This window comes from Stenotrophomonas maltophilia group sp. P373 (assembly GCF_053295075.1).
The window spans coordinates 788656-805855 of the sequence record NZ_CM129994.1 but is presented as its reverse complement, the minus strand read 5'-3'; the positions used below and the strand labels follow the sequence as shown (position 1 = coordinate 805855).

Below are 17200 nucleotides of genomic sequence, written 5' to 3'. Positions count from 1 at the left end.
GGGCGCCCACACGGCGCCCGCACGCCCCCGACGATGATCACCGCCCTGTCCGTCCTGCTCTGGTTCATCTCGCAGCATCCGCTGCTGACGTTCTTTGCGGCGATGGTGCTGGCCGGGCTGGTCTCGTGGTGGCGACGCTTTCCAGGCTACGCCATCGTGGTATTCCCGCTGGCGATGCTCAACATGTTCCTCGGCCACTTCCTCAACGCCACCTTCCTCAACCTGGTGGGCGAGCGCGGCGAAGCGGTGATCGTCAAGGCCGAGCGAACCAGCTCGACGCTCAACGAACAGTACATCTGGCGCTACGAAGCGGTGCTGCGCACTGCCGAAGGGCGCGATGTGGAGGCGGTGTTCCACACCAACACCGCCTCGCTGTGGCCGCTGGAAAACGCCATCCGCATCCCGGCGCGCGACCAGCCGTTCGTGGTCAAGTACACGCCGGGTTTCCCGCGCAACTTCGTCATCCTCACCAACGAATCACCCCACGGCATCGCCCAGGCCCGGTCCAGCGCGCGCGAGCGCGTGGAGGTGGCAGCACGCAAGCTGCATTTCAGCCCGGGCAATGCCGATTTCCGCGCGGAGTATCGCCGCGAACTGGAAAGCTGGCTGCGCGACCACGGCAACGACCCGCAGCAGCAGCCCGACGCGCAGCGATATCGCGCCGAACTTGACGCGCTGTGAAGCTGGGGTTGCTTCTTACGGTACGAGAATCCGATTGACAGATCGGTTGAGAGGAATCACGCATGAAGATTGATCGCGATTTCATGATTTTCTGCGCCGCGTTCTCAGGGATCGCTGAAGGAAAGAAGTGTGTCGGCATACAAGGAAGCGAGTCGGAGCCCTTCATGCTGAAGGTGTACAGCGAGTATCTCTCGACTTCACATCCAAAACCCGACATCAAGTGGATCGACTCTGTCCCTGGCGCAATCCAAGCATGGATGATCGAAACGATCGACAGGTACTTCCTCTCGATGGACAAAGCACCTCGTTGGGTACGTGAACCCAGCTGGCGCTTCATTGATGACAACCCCATGGTCTTTGTCAGCCAGATAGATCTTGAAGACAACGCGACAATGAGGAACAACGCTTCGGCAGGTGAGGTTCTTTATCTGTTCAGCGGCAGACAAGCGTGCGACGGGGGCTGGGAGCTGAAGGTGAAGCTTGTCAAGCAAGACAAAGCGACTCCCGGAACAAGCTACCTTGGTTAGTTCGGGCTGGACCGACACCTCATGCATTTTTGAGACACCAGGCCATGCCCATTGACGGCATTCCTCTTACCGACCTGCCTTTATGACCGACAGTGCTTCTCCACTCCTCCCACTGCTGCAGCAGGCCCTGCAGGACGCCAGCGTCGCCAGCCGCATCGACGGCAACGCGCTGCTGCTGGACAGCGGACTGCGCCTGACCCCGCATGCGATGGCCGCACACGCGCGCGACAACGGGGGCTGGCAGACCTCCACCGTCATCGAAAGCCAGCATCCGCTGCTGTTCGCTGATGGCCTGTTCGAGTACCAGCACGCCAACGGTACCGATGAACAGACATCGCTGCTGGCCGGCTTCCAGGCCTGGGCACGGGTGGACCTGGTGACCCTGCAGACCGCGATCGGCGCCGAAGACGCACAGGCCCTGCCAATGATGGGCCTGACCTATCCGGCCGGCGATGAGGGCCGGGAACACGAACGCACCGTGGTGCTGGGTCCGCTGGCGCATTACCGCGAGCACGAGGTGGACGCCAGCACCTGCAGCGAGGACGACCATGGGTCCTGTCCGTGCTGCCTGTTCACCAGGAGCATGGACGCCTTCGACGAGCTGCTGAAGGCGCGCCCGTTCCTGGCCATCCGCCTGTTCGCCTCGCGCGATGCCGATGGCCTGTGCGAGGCCGATTGCCGGGTCAACGGCCACGATTTCGCCGCCGCCCTGCCCCTGCTGCGTGCCTATGCGGCCAGCTGGCCGCAGGCCGGGCTGGAGTTCCGCAAGCAATACGTGGTGATCCGCACCGGCTCGCCCGGCTGACCCACCGCCACACCCGATACAGGCCGGTGCGGCTACACTGCGCGCCGGTTTCCCAAGCAACCGCACTTTCTTCCATCCCTACGAGGCACCCCCGCGATGCTGTACGCGCAAGTCCACCTGACCCTTCCCGCCTGGATCCACGACCAGATCGACCTGGATCGTCGATATCCGGGCGATGAGGCCAAGGTCGCGCTGGCGATCGAGCTGTCGCGGCTGAACGTCGAGCACGCCAGTGGCGGCCCGTTCGGCGCCGTGGTGTTCGGCCCGGACGACAAGGTGATCGCTGCCGGCGTGAACCGGGTGATGCCACACGCGACCTCGCTGGCGCACGCCGAGAACATGGCCTACATGCTGGCCCAGCAACGCCTGCAGACCCCGCGCCTGAACGCGGTGCTGTCGCCGGTCACCCTGGCCACCAGCTCGCAGCCGTGCTGCCAGTGCTACGGCGCCACCGTGTGGGCCGGCATCGACCGCCTGCTGATCGGTGCCAGTGCAGCCGACGTCGAAGAACTGACTCCGTTTGACGAAGGCCCGCTGCCGGCCGACTGGGTCGGCGAGCTCAACAAGCGTGGCATCGAAGTGGTGCAGGGCCTGAACCGCGACGCCGCGCGCAGCGTGCTGCGTGCCTATGGGGAAAGCGATGGCGCCCGTTACTGAAACCGGCATCGGCCTGCTGTGCCTGTGCCGGCAGGGTTTCGAGCCCGAGCTGGCCGGCGAACTGCAGTTCCGTGCCGGCGAAGCCGGTTTCGCCGGTTATGCACGCACCCAGCGCAATGACGGCTACGTGCTTTTCATGTGCGACGAGGCCGCGGCGCTGGCACCGCGCCTGCGCTGGCGCGAACTGATCTTCGCGCGGCAGAAGCTGGTTGTGCTGGCCGAGCTGCCACAGCTGGATCCGGCCGACCGCATTACGCCGATGCTGGAGGTGCTGGCTGATGCGCCGCGCTTCGGCGACCTGTGGGTGGAGCATCCCGATTCCGACGCTGGCAAGCCGTTGTCCGGCCTGGCGCGATCCTTTGGCAATGCACTGCGCCCGGCGCTGCGCAAGGCCGGCAAGCTCAGCGACAAGCCGAACACCCGCCTGCCGCGCCTGCATGTGGTGTTCGTCGACGGTACCCATGCCTTCGTCTGCGTGGCCGACCCGGGCGACAGCGCGCCGTGGGCATTGGGCATTCCGCGCCTGAAGCTGCTGCCCGAAGCGCCTTCGCGTTCGGCGCTGAAGCTGGACGAGGCGCTGTTGACCCTACTGACGCCTGAAGAACGCGAGGCGCTGGCCAAGCCCGGCATGCGCGCGGCCGACCTTGGCGCCGCCCCCGGTGGCTGGACCTGGGTGCTCACCCGGCAGCACATGCACGTGCTGAGCATCGACAATGGCCCGCTGCGCCAGCACGTGCTGGACACCGGCCTGGTCGAGCACCTGCGCGCCGATGGCTTCCACTGGCACCCGGAACAACCGCTGGACTGGATGGTCTGCGACATGGTCGAGCAGCCGCGCCGCGTCGCCGAACGCATGGCCACCTGGTTCCGCGAAGGCTGGTGCAGGCATGCGATCTTCAATCTGAAGCTGCCGATGAAGAAGCGCTGGGACGAGACCCGGCTGTGCCTGGACCTGTTCCAGGACCAGGCCGGGAAGCCGCTGGTGGTGCGCGCCAAGCAGCTCTATCACGATCGTGAAGAGATCACCGTGCTGGCCTCGCCGCTGCGCTGATCCCATTGCATCCGCCGGGCATGGCCCGGCGCTACCGGGGAACGGAACCATGCGCTACCACTCGCTCACCCTGCTGATCACTTTGCTGTCAGTCGCACCGGCCATGGCCCAGCAACTGCCGCACACCCCTGCGCAGAGCCAGCCGCTGGGCCCCACCGGCGGCGCGATCCGCCAGCAGCCACTGGATGCCGGTCGGGTCAGCGGCAGCGTCGAGATTGCACAGCCGGCCGGCGAGGCACAGGTGACGGTGCGTTCGCTGGAGCCCAGCAGCGTGGTTGGCCAGTACCGCATCCACTTCGCCGCGCTGGATGTGAACGGCGACGGTTTCATCAGCCGCGAGGAAGCGCAGGCCAACCCGGCGCTGGCCGACGAATTCAATTCGCTGGACCGCAGGCATCGCGGCAAGCTGGACCGCACCGACCTGGCCGGCTGGCTGATCGACTGATCCGCCGTCGCGATCTTCATCCACGCATGGCGTGGATCTACTGACTCGATTCCAGTAGATCCACGCCATGCGTGGATGAGCCGTTGGTCAGACCCCAGCGGCGCGCTTCCAGAACGCCTGCACCAGCGGCGGCCATCGGCCGACGCAGCCCAGCGCACGGCCCCGGGCCAGGGTCAGGTGCATTTCGTCGTTGGAGAACAGGCGGTTGATCGCATCGAAGCTGTAGGCGGCGATGTGGTTGTCGCTCCGCCGTTCGCGTGCCCAGCGCTGCAGGCGCTGCGGCGACAGCCGCGGTTGGCCGCGGCGCTCTGCCGAGGGTGCCAGCCACTGCTGCAGGGCGGCGACATCACGCAGCCCCAGGTTCACGCCCTGCCCGGCCAGCGGATGCACCACATGCGCCGCGTCACCCAACGCCAGTACACGACCGGCCACGTAGTGACGGGCCAGCTGGCGGCGCAGCGGGAATGCCGCTCGCGGGGAGGCCAACCGCAGCTCACCCAGGCGTGCCGCGAAGGCGCGGGTCAGTTCGCGGTTGAAGCTGTCCTCGTCCAGCGCCAGAACACGCGCCGCCTCGTCCTCGGGCAGGGTCCAGACGATCGAGCTGCGGCGCTCGGCCACCGGCAGCAACGCCAGCGGCCCGCTTGGCAGGAAGCGCTGCCAGGCCGTGGCCTGGTTGGGAAGATCGCTGTCCACGTAGGCCACCACGCCACGCTGGTGGTAGTCATGGCGTTCCACCTCGATCCCGGCCAGCTGGCGGAGGGTCGATTCGGCGCCGTCGGCGGCCACCGCCAACGCCGCTTCCAGGCGACGCCCGTCATCCAGGCGCAGGCGCACGCCATCCTCGTCCTGCTCCAGCGCGTCCACCCGTGCCGGGCAGTGCAGCTGCACACCCGCCGCCGGCAGCGCCGACCACAGGCGGTCCTGCAGCAGCCCGTTCTCGACGATGTAGCCCAGTTCGCGACGGCCGAAGCGATCGGCGTCGAACAGCAGATCCTCGCCACCGGCCGCGTCCCACACCTGCATGCGCCGGTAGGGCCATGCACGGGCCTGCGCGATCGCCGGCCACACACCAAGACGATTCAGCAGCTGTACGTTGTCGGCAGCGAAGGCGAACACGCGCAGGTCCGGCTGTGCGGCCTGCCACGGCGCCGGTTCGCGACCTTCCACCAGCGCCACCGACAGGCCAGCATCAGCCAGCGCCAGCGCACACGCGGCACCGACCACGCCACCGCCGATGATGGCCACATCAAGACGCGCGCGCCGGCTCATGCCGCTTCTCCACGGCACAGCCGCGGCACCTCGCCGCGGAAGCCCATCGCACCACCGACCAGCATCGATTGCACCGAGGCGCGCTGCGCGGCCACCAGGCCGAGGCTGCGCAGCGGCCGCATCAACGGCGCCGGATTGCTGGTCAGGCGCGCAAGCCCGCCGGAGAACGCCACCGTCTGCCGGCGGTCCTCTTCGCGGCGCGCGACATAGGCCTGCAGCAGTGCATCGCTGCCGGCATCCTCATGCGCATCCTCCAGCAGTTCAGCCAGGGTCAGCGCATCGCGCAGGCCCAGGTTGAAGCCCTGTGCACCCAGCGGATGGATGGTCTGCGCGGCATTGCCGAGCAGCACCGCGCGCTCTCCGGCCAGCGCGCGCGCCAGCACCTGGATGAGCGGATACGCACTGCGCGGGCCGGATTCGAGCAGCCGGCCTGCGCGCCAGCCGATCGCGTTCTGCAGGCGTTGCAGCCAAGCCGCATCGTCCAGCGCCATCACCGCATCGGCCTGGTCGCGCGCCACACCGTGCACGGTGCCGAAGTGGCGATCACCACGCGGCAGCAGGGCGGTCGGGCCGGTATCGGTGAAGCGCTCCCAGGCGGTGCCGTCTGGCGTGCGCTGGCTGCGCACGCGGGCCACGAACAGGGTCTGCTGGAAATCATGGCGGTCGACCTCGATGCCGAGCGCGCCGCGCACGCCACTGGTCGTGCCATCGGCCCCTACTACCAGCCGGGCCAGCAGCACGCGCTCGCCGGTCTCGTCGGCCACCCGCACCTGGCGGTAGCCGTCGACCACCTCGCTCAAGCCCAGGAAACGCATCGGCCGGTAGCGCCGCAGCCGCGGCAGCTCCTGCAGGCGCGCTTCCAGCGCCTGGCCGAAGTCCCGCGCCACCACCACCTGGCCGAACCACGGCCGGTCGTAGTCGGAAGCCTCCAGCTGCACCCGGCCGAAATCGCCGGCGCGGCTGACGTGGATGCGGCGGATCGGGCCCGGCGCCATCGCCAGCTTCTGCATGACCCCCAGCGCGGTCAGCGCATTGACCGTGGCAGCGGCAAAACTGAGGTTGCGCTGGTCGAACACCGCCGGCAGCTCGCCGGCCGGGCTGGCCTCGAGCAGGCCCACATCGCGGCCCAGGCGGTCCAGGGCGATGGCCAGGCTGGCACCGACCAGGCCACCACCGACGATCAGCACGTCATGTCGTTCACTCATGATGTTCATGATACGCGCTCGCCCTGCCCAAACGCCCAACACCACCCGACCTGCGCCAACCGGCGCGGCGGGCTAGAATGAAACCTGAATCCGCTCCGGGCCCGCTGCCATGTCCGCCACCGCCAACCGCGCCTTCGTCCTGTCCGTCCTCGTGCTGTTGCTGGCGGCGACCCGGGTCAACCACTTCGCGGCGATCCCCGATGCCTCCTGGGCGGTGTTCTTCATCGGTGGCTTCTACCTGGCCACGTGGACACGCTGGGCGTTTCCGCTGCTGATGGTGTTCGCCGTGCTGGTGGACTGGATCGTGATCCGCAGCAGCGGCCTGGATTTCTGGCAGCACTACTGCGTGTCGCCGGGTTACTGGCTGCTGCTGCCGGCGTATTTCTCGCTGTGGGCCGGCGGCATGCTGCTGGGCCGCAACTACCAGGGCGCACGCTGGCCGGTGCTGGCCAAGGGTGCACTGCTGCTGGTGGCCTCGGTGGCGGTCTGCCACCTGCTGGCGCAGGGCGGTTTCTACTGGACCACCCGCAACGTGGCCGAGCCGACGCTGGCCGGTTGGGCGCAGAACTACGCACAATGGTTCGGCCCCTACCTGCGCACCACCGCGATCTACGTGGCGCTGGCGGCGGCATTGCAGCTGGCGGTGGAGCAGGTACTGAAGCTTCAGCAGGCCCGCCGCGACATCCGGCACTGAGCCGCGCCATGGGTCATCGCCTCTCGCGCATCTATACCCGCACCGGCGACGACGGCAGTACCGGCCTCGGCGACGGCCAGCGCGTGGCCAAGGACGACGCCCGGGTGGCGTCCTACGGCACCGTCGATGAAGCCAACGCTGCGCTCGGCCTGCTGCTTGCCACCGCGCTGCCCGGGGATGTCCGCGCGCTGGTGGTGCATCTGCAGCACCAGCTGTTCGACCTGGGTGCCGAGCTGTGCATCCCGGGCCACGCCGCCATCCACGCCGCCGATGTCTCGGCACTGGAACAGCAGCTGGACCACTACAACGCCAACCTGCCGATGTTGAAGGAGTTCATCCTGCCGGCTGGTGGCGAGGCCGCCGCACGCTGCCACCTGGCCCGCACCATCGTCCGCCGCGCCGAGCGCGAGACCGTCACCCTGGCCCGCCTTGAGCCCGTGCGCAGCGAGGCGCTGCAGTACCTCAACCGGCTGTCGGACCTGTTGTTCGTGCTGGCGCGCGTACTGGCCCGCGCCGACGGCCATGGCGAAGCGCTGTGGCAGCCACAGCAGCGCCAGCGCTGAGTCGGCACGATGCTGGTCTTCACCCATCCGTCCTGCCTGCTGCATGACCCCGGCCCCGGCCATCCGGAGTGCCCGCAACGCCTGCAGCAAGTACTCGATGCCCTGCACGCCGCGTTCCCCGGCCAGCTGGACTGGCGCGAGGCGCCGCCGGCCAAGTTCGGCGAACTGACCCGGGTCCACGACAGTGCCCTGCTCGACTTCGTGCTGCAGCCGCAGACCGCGCCGCTGCGCCAGCTGGACATGGACACCTGGACCTCGCCGGGCTCGGCCAGTGCCGCCGTGCACGCCGCCGGCGCCGGGGTGGCCGCGGTCGATGCAGTGATGCTGGGCGAGGATCCGCTGGCGTTCTGCGCGGTGCGGCCCCCGGGCCACCACGCCACCAGCAGCACCGCGATGGGCTTCTGCCTGCTCAACAACATTGCCATTGCCGCGGCCCATGCCCGCGACCGCCATGGGCTGGAGCGGATCGCGGTGGTCGATTTCGATGTCCACCATGGCAACGGCACCCAGGACATCTTCCAGCACGACGCCCGGGTCTCGTACTACAGCACCCACCAGGCCGGCCTGTTCCCCAATTCCGGCCTGCGCCGCGACCGCGGTGCCGGCAACCTGATGAACATCCTGCTGCCCCCGGGCAGTGGCGGTTTCCGCTTCCGCAACGTGTGGGCCGACGAAATGCTGCCGGCCATCGACGACTTCCGTCCGCAGCTGCTGCTGATCTCGGCCGGCTTCGATGCCCACCTGCGCGACCCGCAGGCCGACCTCATGCTGGAAACCGACGATTTCGCCTGGATCACCCGGGAACTGCATGCGCTGGCGCGCCGCCATGCGGCCGGCCGGGTGGTCTCGATGCTGGAAGGCGGCTATGACCTGCAGGCCCTTGCCGAGTGCAGCGTGGCCCATGTCCGGGCCCTGCTGCTGCCCCCTCCCGGCAGCGTCTCCGGATGAACCCGAGCCGGCAGGCTCCCGCGTCCTTCATTGCCCCTATGCAAGGGATGGGGCAAGCTACCGTCCGTTTTCGCCCGAATCCGAACCGCGTGCGCCGAGCCCTCCGCCTGCTTCCCCTGCCTCTGAGCATCGCCATCTGCCTGCCGGCAATGGCCGATGAAAAGCCGCTCAACTGGGGCCTGTGCCCGGCTACCGACGTGATTCCCGCGTTCACCGATGCGCCCACCCCGGTCCCGGGGCAGGACAAGGCCGCCGCCAGCGCTGCGCGCGAGCAGCAGCCGACCGACATCGAGGGTGACCAGCTGCTGGGCACGACCACCGTGCCGCAGTACGAAGGCAACGTGGCCCTGCGCCGCGGCGACCAGTTCGTCGGCACCGACAAGCTCAGCTTCGATACCGAGAGCGGCAACTACATCGCCGACGGCAATGTCCGCTACCAGGACTCCTCGATCCGCATGGTCGCCAAGCGCGCCGAGGGCAACCAGGAAAGCGACACCCACAAGATCACCGACATCAAGTACCAGCTGGTGTCGCGCCGCGGCAACGGCGATGCCGAGTCGGTCGACCTGCAGGGCGCGGTCGGCCAGATGCACCGCTCCACCTACACCACCTGCGACCCGTCACAGCCGGTGTGGAAGCTGTCGGCGCCGCAGATCGAAGTGGACAACGACGAGGGTTTCGGCACCGCCCGCAACGCCGTGCTGCGGATCGGCAAGGTGCCGGTGCTGTGGGCGCCGTACTTCAAGTTCCCGATCGATGACCGCCGCAAGACCGGCCTGCTGTTCCCGCAGCTGGGCATGTCCGGGCGCAACGGATTCGACTACGCACAGCCGATCTACTTCAACCTGGCGCCGAACTACGACGACACGTTGACCCCGCGCTACATGAGCCGGCGCGGCCTGATGCTCGACAACGAGTTCCGCTATCTCTACAACGGCGGCCGCGGCGAACTGCTGACCGCGTTCATGCCCAACGACAAGCTGCGCGACCGCGACCGCGGCCGGGTGATGTTCAGCGGTTACCACAACGTGGACAGCCACTGGCAGGCCCGTGCGAACCTGGCCTGGGTCAGCGACGAGCGCTATGTCGAGGACTTCGCCAACCGCCTGGTCGGGGTGACTGCCTCGAACCTGCAGAGCACCGTGGGCCTGTACGGCACCGGCAGGAACTGGACGGCCGGCATCATGGCCGACCGCTGGCAGCTGACCGACTACACGCTCAATGAAAGCGCGCTGCCGTACAACCGCCAGCCGCGCCTGTACTTCAACTGGGACAAGCCGGTCCTGCCGTGGCTAGAAACCGGCATCTATGCCGAAGCCGTGCGCTTCACCCACGACGACATCAACTTCAAGTACGGCGCCGATGCGGGACCCGACCTGCAGTACACGCGCAACGGCCAGACCCAACGCATGTATGGCGGCTCGCGCCTGGACGTGAAGCCGTACGTGTCGTTCCCGATCAGTGGCGCGGCGTGGTACGTCACCCCGACCCTGGCCTACCGCTACACCGGCTACGACCTGGACCAGGGCCTGGCTGACAGCGTCCGCCGCAACGTGCTGGCCTCGCAGGGCATCGACCCGAACACCGCCACGCCGGAGCAGCTGCGCGGCAACAAATCGCCCAGCCGCAGCCTGCCGATCGGCAGCATCGACGCCGGCCTGTTCTTCGATCGCGAGACCACGATCGGCGGCAAGTCATTCCTGCACACGCTGGAACCGCGCCTGTTCTACCTGCGCACGCCGTACCGCAACCAGGACGACCTTCCGATCTTCGACACCCGTGACTTCACGTTCAGCTGGGGCCAGCTGTTCCGCGACTCGCGCTACACCGGCGCCGACCGCCAGAACGATGCCAACCAGCTGACCCTGGCATTGGGCACCCGCTTCATCGACCAGACCACCGGCAAGGAACGCTTCTCGGCGGCCATCGGCCAGATCCAGTATTTCGACGAGTCGCGGGTGACCGTCACCCCGGGCGGCGCGCCGGTGGAAAAGGGCAAGTCGGCGTGGATCGCCGACGGCAACTACATGATCAACGACCGCTGGACCCTGGGTGCCACCTACCAGTGGGACCCGAAGTACAAGCGTGAGGATCTGGCCAGCGTCCGTGCCCGCTATCTGATGCCCAACGATGGCGTGATCAACCTCAGCTACCGCTACCGCATCAACTCGGGCGCCCCGGCCAACGCCAACAAGCACGACCGTACCCTGCTGGAACAGGCCGACCTGTCGTTCCTGTACCCGCTGAATGCGCGCTGGAGCCTGGTCGGTCGCTACTACTACTCGCTGCAGGACAAGGAGCCGCTGGAAATCATCGGCGGTGTCCAGTGGGACAGCTGCTGCCTGGCCGTGCGTGTGGTCGGCCGCCGCTATGTACGCAACCGCGAAGGCGAGATGAACAACTCCATCCAGGTGGAGTTCGTGCTCAAGGGCCTGAGCTCCCTGGGGCAGGACACGGACCGTACCCTGCGCCGTGCTATCCTCGGCTACAACCGCGACGACCTCTATCTCGTGCCGCCGAGCAACACCGGGGCGACCCGGGATGACTACGATCCGAACCTGATCCCATGACCAAGCGCTTCCCCGTTCTTCTCGCCTCGCTGCTGGCGGTGTCCAGCGTGTCCGCCCCCCTGCAGGTACTTGCCCAGGAGGCGCAGCCGCTTGACCGCATCGCTGCCGTCGTCGATGAGGACGTGATCCTGCAGAGCGAGCTCCAGCGTGCGATCGCCAACATCAAGGCGCAGTATGCCGGCCGCGAAAACCAGCTGCCGCCGGAAGACGTGCTCAGCCGCCAGGTGCTCGAACGCCTGGTGCTGGTCAAGCTGCAGGTGGCCCGCGCCCAGGGCAGCGGCATCCGTGTCAGCGACCAGGAGCTGAACCAGGCGATGAACGCCATCGCCCAGCAGAACGGTTCGAACCTGGATGCCCTTCGCCAGCGCCTGGCCCATGACGGTATCGATTTCAACGATTTCCGTGCGTCGGTGCGTGACGAGATCACCGTGCAGCGCCTGCGCCAGAGCTTCGCGCAGAGCCGCATCAGCGTCAGCGAGGGTGAAGTCGACGCCGCGCTGAAGCAGCAGGCCACGGTAGGCAACCAGTACCACCTGGCGCACATCCTGATCGCCCTGCCCGACGGTGCCAACGCCGACCAGATCGCCACCGGCCAGAAGAAGGCCGATGGCGTGAAGGCCCTGCTGGACAAGGGCGAGCTGGACTTCAACGCGGCGGCCGTGCGCTATTCGGACAGCCCGAACGCACTGGAAGGCGGCGATCTGGGCTGGCGCAGCCTGGATGAAATCCCGCAGGCCTTTGCCCAGTTGATGGAAAAGATGAAGCCGGGCGAGGTGGTCGGCCCGATCCGCGGCCCGAGCGGCTTCCAGCTGCTGAAGCTGGTGGAAGTGCGTGACAGCAGTTCCGCCGCCGGTGAGCAGACGGTCACCGAGTACCACGGCCGCCACATCCTGGTCCGCGTGGACGACAACCAGACCGATGCCGCTGCCAAGGCCAAGATCGATACCCTGCGCGCCCGCATTGCTGGCGGCGCCGACTTCCAGACCGTTGCCAGGGAGTCCTCCGAGGACAACAACAGCAAGGGCCAGGGCGGTGATCTCGGCTGGTTCCCGGCTGACGCGTTCGGTCCGGCCTTCGGCCAGCAGGTGAGTGGCCTGCAGGATGGTGGCGTCAGCCAGCCGTTCCGCACCGACGCCGGTTGGCACATCGTGCAGCGCGTGGCGACCCGCCAGACCGACGTGACCACCGACAACCAGCGTGCCCAGGTCCGCGAGACCATCGGCCGTCGCAAGCTGGAAGACGAGTACAACCGCTTCCTGCAGGAACTGCGTGGCGAAGCCTACGTCAGTTTCCGCAGCGGCGACCGCGCGGAAAACACCGCCACGCCGCCGCAGTCCTGACCGATGCGCCCCGAGCTCGCTCTGGTACCGGGCGAGCCCGCCGGGATCGGCCCGGAGCTGTGTGTCCGCCTCGTCCAGCAGCCGCGTGAAGATTGCCGGCTGCTGGCCTTCGCCGACCCGGACACCCTGCGCGCGGCTGCGGCCGCCCTGAACCTGCCCCTGCAACTGCTGCCCGAGCACGCCGAAGCACGCGTCCCCGGCGATCTGCGCCTGCGCGCCGTCCGCAACGCGGCGCCCAGCCACTTCGGCCAGGCCGATCCGGCCAATGCCAGCGCGGTCATCGGCGCCCTGCTCGGCGCCGGCCAGGCCTGCCTGTCCGGTGAGCTGCACGGTGTGGTGACCGGCCCGGTGCACAAGGCGGTCATCAACGAGGGCGGCATCGCCTACAGCGGCACCACTGAACTGCTGGCCGACCAGGCCGGAGTGAAGGTGGTGATGATGCTGGCCAATCACATTGTCCGCGTGGCCCTGGCCACCACCCACCTGCCGCTGCGCGAGGTGGCCGATGCGATCACCGCGCCCAGCCTGGAACACACCCTGCGCACGGTGCATGCCGCGCTGCGCCGCGAGTTCGGCCTGCCTGCGCCGCGCATCGCGGTGCTCGGGCTGAACCCGCATGCCGGCGAAGACGGTCATCTGGGACGCGAGGAACTGGATCTGGTCATCCCCCTGCTGCAGCGCCTGCGCGCGGAGGGCATGGACCTGGTCGGCCCGCTGCCGGCCGACACCGCCTTCCTGCCGGCCAAGCTGGCCGGTTTCGACACCGTGCTGGCGATGTACCACGACCAGGGCCTGCCGGTGCTGAAGTATTCCGGCTTCGAACAGGCGGTGAACCTGACCCTCGGCCTGCCCTACCCGCGCGTGGCGGTCGACCATGGCACCGCGCTGGACCTGGCCGGCCGCGGCATCGCCGATCCTTCCAGCCTGCAGGCGGCAACGACGCTGTGTGCGCAGCTGGCGCGGCAACGTACACTGAGCGCATGAATTCCCCGCATTCCCCCTCCGGCCCGGTGTTCACCGCACCGGCCAAGAAGCAGCTTGGCCAGCATTTCCTGGCCGATCGCCACTACATCGACAAGATCGTGATGGCGGTCAATCCGAAAGATGGTGACCGCCTGGTTGAAATTGGTCCAGGCCAGGGCGCCATCACCCTGCCGCTGCTGCGCGTGCACCCGAAGCTGACGGTGATCGAGTTCGACCGCGACCTGATCGCGCCGCTGACCGCCGCCGCCGAGCCGCTGGGCGAGCTGACCATCGTCCACCGCGACGTGCTGCGCGTGGACTTCACCGAACTGGCTGATGGCCAGCCGATCCGCCTGGTCGGCAACCTGCCCTACAACATCTCCTCGCCGATCCTGTTCCATGCGCTGGAGCATGCCGCAGTGATCCGCGACATGCACTTCATGCTGCAGAAGGAGGTGGTCGACCGCATGGCCGCCGGCCCCGGCAGCAAGGTGTATGGCCGCCTCAGCGTGATGCTGCAGGCCTACTGCCAGGTGACCTCCCTGTTCGTGGTGCCGCCGGGCGCGTTCCGGCCGCCGCCGAAGGTCGATTCGGCCGTGGTGCGGCTGGTGCCGCGTGACCCGGCCTCGATCAGCATCAACGACCACACGCGCTTCGCCGAGGTGGTCAAGGCCGCCTTCGGGCAGCGCCGCAAGACCCTGCGCAACGCCCTGAACAACGTGGTGTCCGCCGAACAGTTCGTTGCCGCCGGCGTGCGTCCCGATGCCCGCGCCGAACAGCTGGACGTGGCCGAATTCATCGCTTTGGCCAATGCCTCCTGATTACACTGCCGGTATGGAAGACGCTGACGTTTACGCCATCTCCGTCGAAGTCGCACCGCGCTTCCTCGACGATCAATCCGCGCCGGAAGACGGGCGCTATGCGTTCGCCTACACGATCCGCATCCACAACCAGGGGCGGGTCGCCGCACGCCTGGTCGCACGCCACTGGCGCATCACCGATGCCAATGGCCGTGTCGAGCATGTCGATGGCGACGGGGTGATCGGCGAGCAGCCGCGGCTGCGCCCCGGTGAAGACTTCCGTTACACGTCCGGTGTCATGCTGGGGACCGATCACGGGACCATGCAGGGGCACTACGACATGGTCGCCGACGATGGCACCGAATTTGCCGCGCCGGTCGCACCGTTCGTGCTGGCCGTCCCGCGTACCCTGCACTGACACGGAGGCCGAACGATGAGTGTGTGGGCGATCGGCGACCTGCAGGGCTGCTACGACGTTACCCAGCGGTTGCTGGAGAAGATCCGCTTCGACCCGGCTCAGGACACCCTGTGGTTCTGCGGCGACCTGGTCAACCGTGGCGGCCAGTCGCTGGAAACGCTGCGGCTGGTGCATTCGCTGCGCGAGCACAGCGTGGTGGTGCTGGGCAACCATGATCTTTCGCTGCTGGCCGTCGGTGCACGCACCGAAGAGGAGCAGCGCAAGGTCAACCCGGACCTGCTGCGCATCGTGCAGGCCGAGGACCGCGACGAACTGCTGGACTGGCTGCGCCTGCAGAAGCTGGTGCATGTGGATCGCGAGCTGGGCTGGATGATGGTGCACGCCGGCCTGGCGCCGAAGTGGACCACGCAGATGGCAGAGAAGCACGCCGCCGAAGTCGAGGTGCAGCTGCACGGCGCCGGCTACCGCAAGCTGTTCCGCAACATGTACGGCGACAAGCCAAGCTGGGCGCCGAACCTGTCCGGCTACGACCGTTCGCGTGCGATCATCAACGTGCTCACCCGCATGCGCTACTGCACCCCGCGCGGGCGCATCGGCATCGAGGACAAGGGCACCCCTGGCACGCAGGAACAGGGACTCTACCCCTGGTTCGAAGTACCTGGACGGGTCGAGCGCGACCTCAAGATCGTCTGCGGCCACTGGTCGGCGCTGGGCCTGACCATCACCCAGGGCGTGCACGCCATCGACACCGGCGCAGTCTGGGGCGGCAAGCTGACCGCGATCCAGCTCGATACCGACGAGCTGCGCGTGGTGCAGGTGCCGGGCCGTGATGTACCGGCACCCGTACCCCACGCCCGCCCGCCGGCGCGACCGGCGCACGAGCGCCCCGCCGCTGCGGTGCAGGGCAAGGAACAGGGCGGCGGCAACGCCGCTGCTGCCAACCCGGGCAACCGTGGTCCGCGCCGTCGTCGCCGTCGAGGTGGTGGCGGTGGAGGCTCCGGTGGACCCCACAACAACGGCGCCGCGCCGCAGGCATGACGCGACGCGGCTGGGCACCATGGAGGGTGCTGCTGCTGACGCTGGCCCTGGCCAGCGGCTGCCAGCCTGCTTCGCCGCCGGCTCCCACCGGCGGCGGAAACGCCGCCCCCACGCCATCGCAGCCGCAGGCCCCTTCACCGCCACTGGTGGCCGCAGCGCGCGCACAGATCGGCGTCACCACCCGTTACGATCCCGCCTACCAGGTCCTGTCCTATCCCGGCGGCGACGTCCCGCTTGATCGCGGCGTGTGCACCGACGTGGTGGTGCGCGCCCTGCGCAGCCAGGGACTGGACCTGCAGGCGCGCGTGCATGAAGACATGCGCGGCAACTTCAGCGCGTATCCCGCGATCTGGGGCCTGTCACGGCCGGACCGCAACATTGATCATCGGCGTGTGCCGAACCTGATGCGCTGGTTCGAACGGCAGGGCTGGCAGCAACCGATCACCGCCCTCGCCACCGACTATGCGGCCGGTGACATCGTGGCCTGGAAGCTCAACGGCAACGGTCTGCTGCATGTCGGCATCGTCTCCGACCGGAGGCTGGCCAATGGCACACCGCTGGTGCTGCACAACATCGCGCGCGGCACGCGTGAAGAGAACCTGCTGTTCCAGCACGCGATCATCGGGCATTACCGGATGCCGTAGGCACCTGCAGAGCCGGGCCATGCTCGGCTACGGGAGGTATCAGGCAACAGCAGCCGAGCATGGCTCGGCTCTACAGAAAACCATCCTCAGCGGCGCACGTAATGCACGAAGCGGAACGCATAGGCGTGGCGGTCATCGGCCGGATGCGGCTCGCTGCTCACTTCCCGCCAGTCCTGCACGGCCACATCGGGGAAATGGGTGTCGGCGGGGACTTCGGCATCGACCCAGGTCAGGTACAGGTCGCTGGCCTGGTCCAGCAGTTGGTGGAAGATCTCGCCGCCGCCGATGATGCACAGCTCGCTGGCGCCCTCGCCTTCGGCAATCGCCTTCGCCTCGTCCAGCGACGCCACCGCGCGCATGCCCGCGAACGGCACCTGGCCGCTGCGGGTCAGCACCAGGTTGGTGCGCCCCGGCAGTACGCGGCCGATCGACTCGGCCGTCTTGCGCCCCATCAGGATCGGCTTGCCCAGGGTGAGCGCCTTGAAGTGCTTGAAATCATCCGGCAGGTGCCAGGGCATGGCATTGCCCTGGCCGATGCCACGGTTGCGGTCCAGCGCCACGATCATCGAGAGCTTCATGGCA

Annotated in this window: 19 protein-coding genes; 16 read left to right on the top strand and 3 right to left on the bottom strand. The window is 67.9% G+C overall.

Going from position 1 to position 17200, the window contains the following annotated elements:
- Window positions 1-33 precede the first annotated feature (33 nt).
- From ACSYHF_RS03635 to ACSYHF_RS03610, 6 genes are all read left to right on the top strand, one after another.
- Window positions 34-681 (top strand): hypothetical protein, encoded by a 648-nt coding sequence (locus tag ACSYHF_RS03635; RefSeq protein ID WP_375367871.1) that lies wholly within the window; start codon window positions 34-36, stop codon window positions 679-681.
- Window positions 682-743: 62 nt separating this feature from the next.
- Entirely contained in the window at window positions 744-1208 is a 465-nt protein-coding gene (locus ACSYHF_RS03630; RefSeq protein WP_111174626.1) for a hypothetical protein, read from the top strand.
- Window positions 1209-1290: 82 nt separating this feature from the next.
- Complete coding sequence (locus tag ACSYHF_RS03625; RefSeq protein ID WP_111174625.1) at window positions 1291-2013, top strand: DUF6348 family protein; 723 nt, start codon at window positions 1291-1293, stop codon at window positions 2011-2013.
- Window positions 2014-2109: 96 nt separating this feature from the next.
- Window positions 2110-2670, top strand: a complete 561-nt coding sequence (locus ACSYHF_RS03620; RefSeq protein WP_005415358.1) for a nucleoside deaminase — start codon at window positions 2110-2112, stop codon at window positions 2668-2670.
- Window positions 2654-3721, top strand: a complete 1068-nt coding sequence (gene rlmM, locus ACSYHF_RS03615) for a 23S rRNA (cytidine(2498)-2'-O)-methyltransferase RlmM (protein ID WP_053501233.1) — start codon at window positions 2654-2656, stop codon at window positions 3719-3721. Before ACSYHF_RS03620 ends, rlmM begins: the two co-directional genes overlap by 17 nt.
- Window positions 3722-3770: 49 nt before the next feature.
- Window positions 3771-4166 (top strand): hypothetical protein, encoded by a 396-nt coding sequence (locus ACSYHF_RS03610; RefSeq protein ID WP_095379348.1) that lies wholly within the window; start codon window positions 3771-3773, stop codon window positions 4164-4166.
- 87 nt (window positions 4167-4253) lie between these two features.
- Here ACSYHF_RS03610 and ACSYHF_RS03605 read toward each other — a convergent pair whose 3' ends face one another.
- Complete coding sequence (locus tag ACSYHF_RS03605; RefSeq protein ID WP_053500461.1) at window positions 4254-5435, bottom strand: UbiH/UbiF family hydroxylase; 1182 nt, start codon at window positions 5433-5435, stop codon at window positions 4254-4256.
- Window positions 5432-6640, bottom strand: a complete 1209-nt coding sequence (gene ubiH / locus ACSYHF_RS03600; protein ID WP_447576092.1) for a 2-octaprenyl-6-methoxyphenyl hydroxylase — start codon at window positions 6638-6640, stop codon at window positions 5432-5434. Before ubiH ends, ACSYHF_RS03605 begins: the two co-directional genes overlap by 4 nt.
- 109 nt (window positions 6641-6749) lie before the next feature.
- Here ubiH and ACSYHF_RS03595 point away from each other — a divergent pair, with 109 nt between their 5' ends.
- The 10 genes from ACSYHF_RS03595 to ACSYHF_RS03550 all read left to right on the top strand — a co-directional run bounded on the left by ACSYHF_RS03595 (window position 6750) and on the right by ACSYHF_RS03550 (window position 16618).
- Window positions 6750-7334 (top strand): hypothetical protein, encoded by a 585-nt coding sequence (locus tag ACSYHF_RS03595; RefSeq protein WP_005415353.1) that lies wholly within the window; start codon window positions 6750-6752, stop codon window positions 7332-7334.
- An 8-nt stretch (window positions 7335-7342) separates the two neighbouring features.
- Entirely contained in the window at window positions 7343-7897 is a 555-nt protein-coding gene (locus ACSYHF_RS03590) for a cob(I)yrinic acid a,c-diamide adenosyltransferase (protein WP_134956352.1), read from the top strand.
- A 9-nt stretch (window positions 7898-7906) separates the two neighbouring features.
- Window positions 7907-8845, top strand: coding sequence for a histone deacetylase family protein (locus ACSYHF_RS03585; protein WP_053500468.1), 939 nt, complete (start codon window positions 7907-7909; stop codon window positions 8843-8845).
- Between the two features lie 89 nt (window positions 8846-8934).
- Window positions 8935-11415 (top strand): LPS-assembly protein LptD, encoded by a 2481-nt coding sequence (gene lptD, locus ACSYHF_RS03580; RefSeq protein WP_111129210.1) that lies wholly within the window; start codon window positions 8935-8937, stop codon window positions 11413-11415.
- Window positions 11412-12755, top strand: coding sequence for a peptidylprolyl isomerase (locus tag ACSYHF_RS03575; protein WP_005415349.1), 1344 nt, complete (start codon window positions 11412-11414; stop codon window positions 12753-12755). The genes lptD and ACSYHF_RS03575 overlap by 4 nt, the downstream gene beginning before the upstream one ends.
- Window positions 12756-12758: 3 nt before the next feature.
- Entirely contained in the window at window positions 12759-13739 is a 981-nt protein-coding gene (gene pdxA, locus ACSYHF_RS03570; RefSeq protein ID WP_065179685.1) for a 4-hydroxythreonine-4-phosphate dehydrogenase PdxA, read from the top strand.
- Window positions 13736-14539 (top strand): 16S rRNA (adenine(1518)-N(6)/adenine(1519)-N(6))-dimethyltransferase RsmA, encoded by an 804-nt coding sequence (gene rsmA, locus ACSYHF_RS03565; RefSeq protein WP_134956257.1) that lies wholly within the window; start codon window positions 13736-13738, stop codon window positions 14537-14539. The genes pdxA and rsmA overlap by 4 nt, the downstream gene beginning before the upstream one ends.
- Window positions 14540-14552: 13 nt before the next feature.
- Window positions 14553-14936 (top strand): Co2+/Mg2+ efflux protein ApaG, encoded by a 384-nt coding sequence (gene apaG / locus ACSYHF_RS03560; protein WP_005415346.1) that lies wholly within the window; start codon window positions 14553-14555, stop codon window positions 14934-14936.
- A gap of 15 nt (window positions 14937-14951) precedes the next feature.
- The gene (locus ACSYHF_RS03555) at window positions 14952-15974 is read left to right on the top strand and encodes a symmetrical bis(5'-nucleosyl)-tetraphosphatase (RefSeq protein WP_005415345.1); all 1023 of its coding nucleotides are present in this window, start codon (window positions 14952-14954) and stop codon (window positions 15972-15974) included.
- A complete protein-coding gene (locus ACSYHF_RS03550; protein ID WP_032953945.1) occupies window positions 15971-16618 on the top strand; it encodes a DUF1287 domain-containing protein in 648 nt (215 codons plus the stop codon). The genes ACSYHF_RS03555 and ACSYHF_RS03550 overlap by 4 nt, the downstream gene beginning before the upstream one ends.
- An 86-nt stretch (window positions 16619-16704) precedes the next feature.
- Here the strand turns inward: ACSYHF_RS03550 and ACSYHF_RS03545 are convergent, their stop codons facing one another.
- The gene (locus tag ACSYHF_RS03545; protein ID WP_032953943.1) at window positions 16705-17196 is read right to left on the bottom strand and encodes a dihydrofolate reductase; all 492 of its coding nucleotides are present in this window, start codon (window positions 17194-17196) and stop codon (window positions 16705-16707) included.
- Window positions 17197-17200 lie beyond the last annotated feature (4 nt).